The following is an 11,171-nucleotide window of genomic DNA, read 5'->3' on the forward strand; positions in this document are numbered from 1 at the left end:
AGAGGGTTTCTTGCTGCTGACTGGACTGATGGGGCCGCGCGCCGGCCAATCGATCACCCTACTGAGAGGCATTGATGCCCTCTCCCTTAGCGCCCCTCCACTGGGTGCGATCGGGCAACTGCTGCCACAATCCCCCCAGATGGCGATGGCCCCGTGACCTCCTCCCGCTTGAGCGAACGCCTGGGCAGCAGCCGGCGCCGCAGCGACGCCGGCCGTAAGTGGGTGCGGGTGGTGATGGCGGTGCTATCCACCATCGGCGTGATCGACACCGGCTCGATCACGCTCAAGTCTTGGGGGTTGCTTGGGGCCCTGAGCTGCAGCAGCCAGGGCTTGTTCGGTTGCAATGGCTGCGAAAAGGTGCTCTCCAGCGCCTGGGGCAGTGTGCTGGGACAACCCCTGGCCCTGTTTGGTTTCCTCTCCTACGGAGCCATCCTGTTGATGGCCGTGGTGCCCCTGGTGCTCCAGGGTGAGGCCAGGGCCAGCCTCGGCCAGCGCAGCTGGTGGGGACTATTCCTGCTCAGCACGGGAATGGCGGTATTCAGCGCTGTGCTGCTGGGGGTGATGGCCTTCGGCATCCGGGATTGTTGTCCCTTCTGCATCCTGTCGGCGGCGCTGAGCCTGGCTCTGTTTGTGCTGAGCCTCGTGGGCGGCGACTGGGACGATCGCGGCCAACTGGTGTTCCGCGGGGTGATTACGGCCCTGGTGGTGGGCGTGTTGAGCCTCGGTTGGGCTGCCTCCGTGGGCAAGCCCGCTGTGGAGACCGGCAAGGGTGTGGCACCGGCCGTCCAGGCGGAGAGCTCCGCGGCCAAGGTGGAGTTGGCCAGCCACCTCACCGCCAGTGGAGCCAAGCTCTACACCGCCTACTGGTGCCCCCATTGCCATGAGCAGAAGGAGCTGTTTGGCCGCCAGGCCAGTGACAAGCTCACGGTGATCGAATGTGCCCCTGATGGCCGCAACAGTCAGACAGCGCTCTGCGAGGCCAAGAAAATTGATGGCTATCCCGCTTGGGAAATCAACGGTGAGGTGGATTCGGGTGTGAAACCGCTTGAAAAGCTGGCCCAGCTGAGCGGTTACAACGGCCCACGTAACTTCTGATCCGAGCCGCCGATCGGCTCTGTGTGAATGGTCCGGTTCTTCTGCTGCAGGGTGTGCCGCTGCCAGAACGGCTGGGTGGCCTGGCAATCCAGCCGATAGTGGCCTCCCCGGCTCTCCTGGCGGAACAGGGCGGCTTCCAGGAGCAGTTCCGCCAGGCTCAGCCGTTGGAGCAGTTCATGGCCCCTGAGCAGCACTTGCAGCTGCTCGCCGGGGATTCGGGTGCCGGATGGCATCGCCATCAGGCCTCGCTGCCGCTCCAGGCTTGCCCGCTGCCGTTGCACCTGCCCCAGGCTCTGACGCAGGGCTGTGGGCTGCCTTTCCACACCGGCCACGGTCCAACAGCGTTGCCGAAGCGCTTCGATTGCAAGGGCTGGAGCGGCCCTATTGGCCGTGTTCATGGCCCCTTCCGAACCCGCTGGCGGCTCTTCAGCCCGCAGCTCCCCCAGCTGGATATGGCGCAACTGCCGGGCAAACACCAGGCATTCCATCAGGGAGTTGCTGGCTAGGCGATTGGCCCCATGCACCCCGGTGCTGGCCGCTTCACCCACGGCATAAAGGCCGGGAATGCTGGTGGCGGCATGCAGATCCGTGCGGATCCCGCCCATCCAGTAGTGGGCAGCGGGTGCCACGGGGATCGGCTCGGCCATGGGCTCGAGCCCCAGCTCGCGGCAACGGCCGAGGATGGTGGGGAACTGCTGTTCCAGCCGTTCCCGCCCTACGGGCCGCAGATCCAGCCACAGGTGTTCCACCTGCAGTTCCCGCATGCGGCGGACTAGGGCCCGGCTCACGGCATCGCGAGGAGCCAGGTCGCGGCCAGGCAGATCGGCCACAGGGCTGGCGCCTGAAGCGTCCACCAGGCGGGCTCCCTCGCCGCGCACTGCTTCCGAGATCAGAAAATGGGGTGCCCCCGGCAGCATCAGGGCGGTGGGATGAAACTGAACGAACTCCAGATCACGGATCGCCGCCCCCGCACGCCAGGCCATCGCCACGCCATCACCACTCGCCTGAGCTGGGTTCGTGGTGTTGGCGAAGAGGTGCCCTCCACCTCCAGTGGCGAGCACCACGGCCCTGGCCCGCAACCACTGCACCTGCCCGTGGTCTACCACTTGCAGGCCATGGCAGCGGCCATCCGTCACCCAGAGCTGCAGGGCAACGCAGCCCTGGCGGCGCTCTAAACCTGGCCGCCGCAGCACTTCCCGCTCGAGGGCATCCACGAGGGCGCCGCCGGTGCGGTCCTGGGCATGGAGCACCCGCCGATGGCTGTGGGCTGCTTCCAAGGTGGTACTGAGGCCGTCGTTGGCACGGTCGAAATCCATGCCCAGCTGCAACAGCCGGGCCACGCAGGAGGGAGCTGTCTGCACCAGCAGTTCCACGGCCGCTGGCTCGCAGAGGCCGCCCCCAGCGCGGATGGTATCGGCCACATGGCTGTCGAAGCTGTCCTCCGGCCTGGTGACCGCCGCAATCCCCCCCTGGGCCCAGCGACTGGCGGACCGAGGCGCCTGTTCCTTGCTGAGCAGCATCACGCTCAAATGGGCAGGCAGTTCCAGGCAGGCCATCAGGCCAGCGGCACCGCCTCCCACCACCACCACGTCCCAGTCGCGCTGCAGCTCAAGCATCGAGCGAACCAAGGGCAGGCCAACAAAAAAGCCGCCGGAAGGGCCCGACGGCTTTCACCATTTCACCAATCTAAAACCTGAAGGAATCAGCGGTACTGACCATCGTTGATCCTGTCAAAACCCTCATTCAGGGCAATGGACGGAGGCGTCACGGTGAAGTTCTCCTTGTACTTCTCAATCAGCTCCTTCTGGCGGGTGCTCAGATCGAGATTGAACAGGTCGTCAACGCTGTTGTAGGGGCCGCCCAGGACGATCTTGCCGGCAAGGGTCGGATACATGCCGGGGTAGGCCTGGAAGCGACGCACCGAGCAGTTGTTGAGGTCAACCTTGCCATCCCGCTCGGCGATCTTCTCGTCCGCCACATTGCGGGGCTCGGCGGCCTGCGCCGAGGGGGCAATCATCAGGGTGAGCAGCAGGCCAGCCAGCAGCACTCCACTCATGAGCCACGAAACCAGCCGTTTCATCGAACACTCCGTCTGAACGGGAACCACAGGGCTGCCAGGCAGCTAGCCCTGCAAACCTACAGGTGAGCCGTCAGCGGCCAGCAGTTGTTACGGCAGGCTTTTGCAGTTCTTCAGATCAGACCGCTGAGCTGGGGGGCCCAGAGTGCTGCCGCCAGGAAAAGCCCGTCCACTGCCAGGGTTGTGGCGAGGGCAGAGGCCGCCAGTCGCCAGGCGGGGTCGGCATGGTCCCAAGTGCGCCAGCAGAGGGCCGAGAGCAACACTCCTGCGCAGGCCGTGATGACCAGGGGAAGCGGCTCCAGCACGCCCAGGGCGGCTTGATGCAGCAGTTGGGGTGCTTGCTGGATCGGGGCTTCGAGCACCTGAACCCACCAGCCCATCACGCCTGTGAGGGCCATCACGCCGTCGGTACATGCGGTGCCCAGCAAGGAGGCCAGGTAGAAGCTGGCCGCCAGCCGCCAGCGGCCCTGTAATCCGCCGATGGCGAGGGGCAGAGCAAAGGCTTCGATCGGCAGGTGCCAAACGGGGTGAAGCCGGCACCAACCCCAGAACAGGCAACCGGCCAGCCAGCTACCGCTGAATCCCACCAGCAGAGCACCGGCGCTGCACCATCGGGGCCGCTGGCTGCGTTCCAGCAACAGTCCGGCCAGCAGCAGCGGGGCGGTGAACAGGGTGGCGCTGAAGGGGGCCATCCGAACCCAGGGGGCCTGCAGGAACACAGGAAGGGCCACCAGGAGGGCTCCTGCCAGTGCCAGAGGCCAATCGCCAGCCAGTGTGGGGGTCCAGCGAGGCCCTTCTACACGCGAGGCGTTGCCGGGGCGCAGGGCAGGGGCTAGCGGTCTGGCGGCAAAGCTGGGAGGGGCCCCGAGCACCTGGTTGTGAAGAAAGGTGTTCAACCTTAAGGGAGCTAGCGGCTGGGTTCGGTGCTGGTCAAGGGCCTCGAGCCGCCATAGGGTCTGCCCCATCCCCGTTTCACCCCCATCGCATGGCTGCATTGGTCCCACCTGAGCAGCTCGGGGCCCTAGAGGCCTGCTGGCACTACTTGGTGCTTGGGGTGGTTCAGGGACTCACCGAATTTCTGCCCATCAGCAGCACGGCGCATCTCAAGGTGGTGCCGGTGCTGCTGGGCTGGGGAGATCCTGGGGTCTCGGTCACCGCCGTGATTCAACTGGGCAGCATCGTGGCGGTGATTGCCTTTTTCCGCCGAGATCTGCAGAACGTGGCCGTTGCCGTGGGCGAGGCCCTGCGCAGCCGCCGTTGGGATGACCCTTCGGCTCGCCTGGGGCTGGCGATTCTGCTGGGAACGGTGCCGATCGTGCTGGCTGGTTTGGCGATCAAGCTGTTCGTTGAGGACTTCGACCATTCCCCCCTGCGCAGCCTCTTCTCGATTGGTGTCGTGTCCGTGCTGATGGCTCTGTTGCTGGCTCTGGCTGAACAGCTGGGCCGTCGTCATCGGCTGTTGGCCGATGTGCGCTTCAGGGATGGACTGCTGGTGGGTCTGGCCCAGGCCCTTGCGCTTATTCCTGGTGTGTCCCGCTCGGGCAGCACCCTCACCGCCTCTCTGTTTGATGGCTGGCGGCGTGCTGATGCTGCCCGCTTTTCCTTTCTGCTGGGCATTCCTGCCATCACCTTGGCTGGCTTGGTGGAACTCAAGGACGCCTTCAGTGAGCCGGTGTCGGGCGGCGTGGTTCCTCTGCTTGTGGGCATCGTCGCGGCGGCTGTGGTGTCCTGGCTGGCGATTGCCTGGCTGCTCAAATTTCTGCAGAACCACAGCACTTGGTGGTTTGTGGGCTACCGCCTGTTCTTTGGGGTGTTTTTGATCCTGTCCGCCGGTCGTCTCGGCGTGGGCTCAAACTGAGAGCACCCTTGTCTTCGTTCGGCTTCTGTGTGGAAAGAACCCTCTGCGGGCGTTGCCCTAGCTGAGTTGAGCGGCGAGGCTCGCGTGCCCCAGCCTGCTGTGGTGGACACCGTGGAGCCGGACTCCATTGGGGATGAGCTGGGCATCCAGCCCGGCGACAAACTACTCAGCATCAATGGCGTTCGCCCTAGGGATCTGATCGATCTCCACTTTCTGGTGGGCGAGGAGGAGCTCACCCTCGAGGTGCAGGATCCGGATGGATCGATCCATGTGGTGGAGCTGGAGAAAGATGCCGATGAGGGGCTGGGCCTGGGTTTCACCGAAGCCCTGTTCGACGGCCTCAAGCAGTGCAACAACCACTGTCCCTTCTGCTTTATCGATCAGCAGCCTCCCGGCCATCGCCGCAGTCTCTACTTCAAGGACGATGACTACCGCCTCAGCTTTCTGTATGGCTCCTATCTGACCCTGACCAATCTCACCGCCGCCGATTGGCAGCGGATTGAGGAGCAGCGGCTCTCCCCCCTGTTCGTGTCGGTGCATGCCACGGATCCGGCCTTGCGCTCGCGGCTGTTGGTGAACCCGCGGGCGGCCTTGCTGATGGATCAACTGGCCTGGTTTGGCCAGCGCCAGTTGCAGATCCATGCCCAGGTGGTCGTGTGTCCAGGCCAGAACGATGGCCCAGCCCTGGAGCAGACCCTCCACGACCTCGCCAGCTTTGCGGCAGGCGAGTGGCCCGCCGTGCTCTCGGCTGCGGTGGTGCCCGTGGGTTTGACCCGCTACCGCCCTGATGGGGATGGCCTGGTGCCCGTGGATCGGGAGTGCGCTCGGCGGGTGATTGCCCAGGTGGAGCCCCTCCAGCGCCGCTTTCAGGAGCAGTTGGGCAGCCGCTTTGCCTGGTTGTCCGATGAGTGGTACCTGATGGCAGGGTTGTCCCTGCCCCCTCGCGACGACTACGAAGACCTGCCCCAGGAGGGCAATGGCGTGGGCAGCATTCGCTCCTTCCTGGAGGCCATGGATGCGGCCACGGTTGCGTTGCCCTTGGCGCTGGAGCAGCCTCGCCGCGTCAGCTGGGTGGTGGGCCAGCTGGTGGCCGAAGCGCTGCGGCCCGCTGTGGAGCGCCTGAATGCGGTGGAAGGGCTGGAGGTGATCCTCCACGGCCTGCCCAGCCCCTATTGGGGGCAGGAGCAGGTGGTCACTGGTCTGCTCACGGGCTCTGACCTGCTCACCGGCCTCGCCGATCGCGATCTTGGTGCGGAATTGCTGCTCCCTGCCGTAATGCTGCGGCAGGGAGAACCGGTATTTCTCGATGATCAGCGGCTGGAAGCCGTTGCAGCGCAGCTACCTGTGTTGGTACGGCTGGTGTATGGGGCGGATGACATCGTGGCTGCCTGCCTGTCTGAGCTGGGGAGCAGTCCCTAAACTCTGGCGATCGAATAAAGCGAGCGCAGCATCGGTGGCAGGGTCTTTCAAGGCATGGATTGCGGTCGCCGGAGCTTTTGTGTCCCCTCTGGCCATGCCTGCTCTGCAGGCCCAACAGCTCGCTGCCGCTCCTCCGGTGGGATCGGCTCAACCCGCCGCTAGCCCCCAGCAATCTCCCCCCCCCAGCCTGGATCCTGTTCCCCAAGCGCTTCCGCTAGCCCCTGCCGTGAAGGGATCGCGGCCCAAGTCCAACCCCTCTTTGCTGCCTCCTGCTGCCAAGACGTTGGATTCGGGCTTAGGGCGGCTCGCGTCACCCGCCAGCCTCGCCCTGCCCACGAAGGTGGAGGAGGTGCGTATTCAGGAGCTCAGGCCCCTCAGCCTCAAGAATGTTGAAAACCTGGCTGAAGTCAACAATCCGAATCTCAAGGCGATTGCCAGCCAGGTGGATCAAGCCCAGTCTAATTTGCGGGCTCAGATTGCTTCCTGGTATCCCACGCTGAGCCTGAATGCTGGAAGCCTCCCCGCCTACACCGGCGGTTCTCAGCGCACCAGCTTCGATCCGGATGCTAATCAGGGGATCATCGGCAATCTGATTGACGATCCGATTGCAACCAGCTCGACGAGTACCAGTCGCTGGGCCTTGGCTGCAACGCTCACAGCGCAGTGGGCCTTAATTAATCCCCAGCGGGTGCCCCAGGTTTCCGCTGCCCGCGACCAGTTCGAGCAGGCCAAGAACCAGTATTTGATTGCCCTGCGAGAGCTGCGCCTGCAGGCAGCCCAGGCCTACTTCCAGTTGCAGCTGAGCGATGATCGCGTGCGCATCGGCCAAGAGTCTGTGCGGGCCTCGCTGGTGAGTTTGCGAGATGCCAAGGCTCGCTTCCAAGCTGGCGTTGCCACCAAGCTGGAGGTGCTTGAGGCTGAAACCCAGCTGGCTCGCGACCAGCAGCTCCTCACCGATTCCCTCTCCGAGCAGAGCATTGCCCGCCGTGATCTGGCCCGGATCCTCGACCTGCCCCAAAACATCACCCCAACGGCGAAGGAGCCCCTGCGCCCGCTGGGGGTCTGGATTCCCTCGATTCAGGAAAGCATTATTGCGGCGTATGCCTTCCGCGAGGAACTCGACAACGCCATCCTCTCGATTTCTGTATCGAATAGCCAGGCCAACAGTGCCCTGGGTTCAGTTCAGCCCTTCCTGAATGTCTTTAATTCGCTTGTTACCAACCGCTACACCGGTAATCAAGGTGTGTTGGTTGATTTGCCCGGCAGCTCGGGATGGGCGGTCGATAACTCCGTGGGCATGAATCTCACCTGGAATATTTTTGACGGTGGTGCCGCACGCGCCCAGTACCGCCAGTCCAAGCAGAGGGCCCAGGAGAACTCCTTCAATTTCGCGCGAACCCGCGACCAGATTCGCTTCGATGTGGAGCAGAGTTTTTACCAACTTGGGCGTGCCAACCGCAATATCCAAACCACCTCTCGCGAGGTGGCCTCGGCTCGGGAATCCCTGCGCTTGGCTCGCCTGAGGTTCCAGGCTGGGGTGAGCACCCAGCGCGAAGTGGTGGACAACCAACGTGACCTCACCCAGGCCGAGGTGCGTTATTCCAATGCCTTGGCGGACTACAACTCCAACCTGGCTCAGCTGCGCCGCCGCACAGGTTTGGATCAAGTGGCGATCTGCCAGCCTCCCGCCTTGTCTGCCACGAAGCCTATTGGGGATGTAACGGTGCCAGTACCACCCGAACCCCTGCAGCCGGCTTGTCAGGCCAGCAGCAAGGGCTGACCCGTTTAAACCACCGGCGGGGGACCTAACCTCTTTGCTCAGCGCTGGATCATCCGCTGGCTCTTCCCCTCCCTCGCCTGTTGCGCCTTGGTCTGTTCCAGGGTTGCCTCGGCTGCCTGGCGGTGATCTTTGCCGGGCTTTTGAATCGGGTGATGCTCACAGAGCTCGAATTTCCCGGCCTGCTGGTGGGCGGTGCTCTGGCCTTCGAGCAGTTCATGGCTCCGTCCCGGATCCTGTTCGGTCAGCTGTCCGATGCCCATCCCTGGGCGGGGCGGCACCGCACCCCTTACATCTGGCTAGGCACGGCCGTGTTCAGCGTCCTGGCGGTGCTCTCGATCCCGCTGATCTTTCGCCTGCAGGCCGCCTTCAGCACAGGCCAGCCCTGGGCGATCGGCTTGGGTGTGGCAGCCCTGTGCGGCCTGTTCGCCCTCTACGGCCTGGCGATTTCCTTGGCCACCACGCCCTATCTCGCTCTAGTGATCGATCTCACCGAGGAGCAGGAGCGCCCTCGGGCCGTGGGCCTGATCTGGTGTTTGCTCACCGTGGGCATCGTGGTGGGAGCCATCGCCACGGCGGTCAGCCTTAAGGGGCTGGATGGCGTGTCCGACCCCAGCGTGCTGCAACCCGTGTTGTTGGCCTTCATGTTGCGGGTGTCGCTGGCGGTGCTGGCCCTCACCGTGGTGGCCACCTGGGGTATGGAACCGGCTGAACCTGGAGGGCGGCTCAGTTCTGGAGCCAATCGCGATGATGCCATCAGCCTGCGGCAGGCCTGGCAGTTGATCACCTCCAGCCCCCAGGTGCTGGTGTTCTTCACCTTTCTCTTGACCTTCACCCTGGCCCTGTTCCTGCAGGACCCGATCCTGGAGAGTTATGGCGCTGAGGTGTTTGGGATGCCCATTGCCGCCACGGCAGCGCTGAGCGCGCTCTGGGGCGTGGGAACCCTGGTGGGCCTGCTTCTGGCGGGGTTCTGGCTGGTGCCGCGCCTTGGCAAATTCGCCTCTGCTCGGCTGGGCTGCCAGATGATTCTGGGCTGCCTGCTCCTTCTGGTGCTTGTTGGGCTCTCCGCTCAGGCCAATCTGCTGCGCATCGTGATGGTTCTGTTCGGGCTGGCTTCGGGGATAGGCACCAACAGCACCCTGTGTCTCATGCTGGATCTCACCTTGCCCCAGGCAGCGGGAACCTTTGTTGGGGTCTGGGGTTTGGCCCAGGCCCTGTCCCGTGCCATTGGCAAGCTGTTGGGTGGAGGATTGCTGGATCTGGCCCGCTGGCTACAGCCGGACGGACCGATCTACGGGTCTTACGCCGCCGTGCTGCTGGTGGAGGCTGCCATTGCCTTCTTGGCGCTCACCCTGTTGAGTCGCCTCAATCTGCGTCAGTTCCGTGAGGACACGGGTCGCAGTCTTGATCGTGTTCTTGCCGCTGAGCTCGGATGATGACCCGCCTCTCTGACTTGCCTGCGGATCTGGGGCCTCTGGAGGTCTTGATCGATCGGGTTGCGGAGCGCCAGCGCCAGGATTTTGGCCAGCTGGATTCGGAAGCCAAAGCCGACGGCAGCTTGATCACCGCCTGTGACCGGTGGAGTGACGCCACCCTCGTGCAGGGTCTGGCCGAGCTCTACCCCGGGGAGGGCGTGCTCAGTGAGGAGGGCAGCCAGTCGGTGCCGGGTAGCGAGGCCTATTGGGTGGTGGATCCCCTCGATGGCACCACCAACTTCGCGGCGGGCATTCCCTATTGGGCCATCTCCATCGCCCGCTTTGAGCGGGGTGTGCCTGTGTTGGCCGTGCTGGATGTGCCGCCGCTGCGGCAGCGCATCGTGGCCGTGCGTGGAGCGGGGGCCTGGCGCAAGGGCAAACCCCTCGATCCCCCATCGGCCCGTCAGCAGGTGGCCGGTTGTACTTCCCTATGCAGCCGTTCCATCGGCGTGCTGCAGAAGCTGCCGAACCAGCGCTTCCCCGGCAAGATTCGGCTGCTGGGTGTGGCCAGCCTGAATCTGGTGAGCGTGGCGCTGGGGCAAACCGTGTCTGCGCTGGAGGCTACGCCCAAGATCTGGGATCTGGCGGCCGCCTGGCTGGTGCTTCATGAATTGGATTGCCCGATCCGTTGGCTGAGCCGTGATCCGGGTGCGCTGCAGCCCGGTGAAGATCTAGCCCAGGCCGATTTCCCAGTGCTGGCGGCCCGGGATCAGGCCACCCTCTCCACCTTCCTGCCCTGGGCCGAAGCCCTTGTGGGCCGTGTGTAAAGCACGGGGTTGACTGGAGAGCGGTATCGGGTGTTATGGTTTTGGACTGCGCAGGAGCCGAAAGGCGAGAGCGCAGAGCCAAAAAGCCTGAGAGGGTTTTGCGGCGACTTGCAACGGAGGAGGCGCGAGCCGACGGTGTTGTAAGTTTTCTGAGCGGCCGACGAGGTCGCCGAACCGGAAGCCCGAGAGGGCGGAAGGAGAACCTGGACAACCGAAAAGTTTAGGAACTGACGCTTTCACTGCGTCATGCGTTCCGAGGAGCCTGCGACACCTGCTCACTTGAGAGGGAGGTTGTTGGAGCTCGGGAGTGTGGCCGTAAGTGCAGTGAAGGTGTGAGGTCCCGTCAAAATATTTTAGTAGGACCACCCATTGGTGTTCAAGTTAGTTTTTCACGAGACTGGTTTGATGGTGTGCCGATGGGAGCGGGACTACGACCGGATCTGAGATTCGGGAAAGTCAAGAGGAAAGAGATTTCTAATTGCACTCTTTGCAAGCTTCTGTCAGAGGAAGTGGCTCCAACTGTAATTTTAACGCCAGTTAGATTATGGGTGATGAGCAAGCCAAGTTGAGGTTAATTCTAGCTTTTTTAAGTTAGGGTTTAATCAAGAGGACTGGTCTACAACGGAGAGTTTGATCCTGGCTCAGGATGAACGCTGGCGGCGTGCTTAACACATGCAAGTCGAACGAACCTTCGGGTTAGTGG

Annotated in this window: 9 protein-coding genes and 1 rRNA gene; 7 read left to right on the forward strand and 3 right to left on the reverse strand. The window is 63.6% G+C overall.

Annotation, left to right across the window (positions count from 1 at the left end; all coding sequences use genetic code 11):
* The first annotated feature begins 153 nt into the window (after positions 1–153).
* A complete protein-coding gene (locus KBZ14_RS14160; protein WP_255118991.1) occupies positions 154–1,095 on the forward strand; it encodes a vitamin K epoxide reductase family protein in 942 nt (313 codons plus the stop codon).
* On the opposite strand, the gene nadB is transcribed toward KBZ14_RS14160, so the two are convergent.
* The 3 genes from nadB to KBZ14_RS14175 all read right to left on the reverse strand — a co-directional run bounded on the left by nadB (position 1,071) and on the right by KBZ14_RS14175 (position 4,044).
* Positions 1,071–2,711 carry an L-aspartate oxidase gene (nadB, locus tag KBZ14_RS14165; protein WP_255118992.1) on the reverse strand — a complete coding sequence of 547 codons (1,641 nt, stop codon included), beginning with the start codon at positions 2,709–2,711 and terminating at the stop codon, positions 1,071–1,073. The two genes, KBZ14_RS14160 and nadB, sit on opposite strands and share 25 nt — an antisense overlap.
* 86 nt (positions 2,712–2,797) lie before the next feature.
* Positions 2,798–3,175, reverse strand: coding sequence for a photosystem II complex extrinsic protein PsbU (gene psbU / locus KBZ14_RS14170; RefSeq protein ID WP_255118993.1), 378 nt, complete (start codon positions 3,173–3,175; stop codon positions 2,798–2,800).
* Between the two features lie 110 nt (positions 3,176–3,285).
* Positions 3,286–4,044: a DUF3120 domain-containing protein gene (locus KBZ14_RS14175; protein ID WP_399219665.1), complete on the reverse strand. Its 759-nt coding sequence runs from the start codon at positions 4,042–4,044 to the stop codon at positions 3,286–3,288.
* Between the two features lie 113 nt (positions 4,045–4,157).
* Here KBZ14_RS14175 and KBZ14_RS14180 point away from each other — a divergent pair, with 113 nt between their 5' ends.
* The 6 genes from KBZ14_RS14180 to KBZ14_RS14205 all read left to right on the forward strand — a co-directional run.
* Positions 4,158–5,030, forward strand: a complete 873-nt coding sequence (locus KBZ14_RS14180) for an undecaprenyl-diphosphate phosphatase (RefSeq protein ID WP_255118994.1) — start codon at positions 4,158–4,160, stop codon at positions 5,028–5,030.
* A gap of 27 nt (positions 5,031–5,057) precedes the next feature.
* Entirely contained in the window at positions 5,058–6,449 is a 1,392-nt protein-coding gene (locus tag KBZ14_RS14185) for a TIGR03279 family radical SAM protein (protein ID WP_255118995.1), read from the forward strand.
* A 94-nt stretch (positions 6,450–6,543) separates the two neighbouring features.
* On the forward strand, positions 6,544–8,229 hold the full coding sequence (locus KBZ14_RS14190; RefSeq protein ID WP_255118996.1) for a TolC family protein: 1,686 nt from the start codon (positions 6,544–6,546) through the stop codon (positions 8,227–8,229).
* Positions 8,230–8,309: 80 nt separating this feature from the next.
* On the forward strand, positions 8,310–9,662 hold the full coding sequence (locus tag KBZ14_RS14195; RefSeq protein ID WP_315856155.1) for a BCD family MFS transporter: 1,353 nt from the start codon (positions 8,310–8,312) through the stop codon (positions 9,660–9,662).
* Positions 9,662–10,468 (forward strand): inositol monophosphatase family protein, encoded by an 807-nt coding sequence (locus KBZ14_RS14200; protein ID WP_399211291.1) that lies wholly within the window; start codon positions 9,662–9,664, stop codon positions 10,466–10,468. The genes KBZ14_RS14195 and KBZ14_RS14200 overlap by 1 nt, the downstream gene beginning before the upstream one ends.
* Positions 10,469–11,086: 618 nt before the next feature.
* Positions 11,087–11,171, forward strand: a 16S ribosomal RNA gene (locus KBZ14_RS14205); the annotation flags it as partial.

This window comes from Synechococcus sp. HJ21-Hayes, from assembly GCF_024345835.1.
Classification (GTDB): domain Bacteria; phylum Cyanobacteriota; class Cyanobacteriia; order PCC-6307; family Cyanobiaceae; genus Vulcanococcus.

Coding starts and splice junctions, on each gene's coding strand:
- nadB (WP_255118992.1), bottom strand. CDS start 2,711: ATGCTTGAGCTGCAGCGCGACTGGGACGTGGTGGTGGTGGGAGGCGGT.
- psbU (WP_255118993.1), bottom strand. CDS start 3,175: ATGAAACGGCTGGTTTCGTGGCTCATGAGTGGAGTGCTGCTGGCTGGC.
- KBZ14_RS14180 (WP_255118994.1), top strand. CDS start 4,158: ATGGCTGCATTGGTCCCACCTGAGCAGCTCGGGGCCCTAGAGGCCTGC.
- KBZ14_RS14190 (WP_255118996.1), top strand. CDS start 6,544: ATGCCTGCTCTGCAGGCCCAACAGCTCGCTGCCGCTCCTCCGGTGGGA.
- KBZ14_RS14200 (WP_399211291.1), top strand. CDS start 9,662: ATGACCCGCCTCTCTGACTTGCCTGCGGATCTGGGGCCTCTGGAGGTC.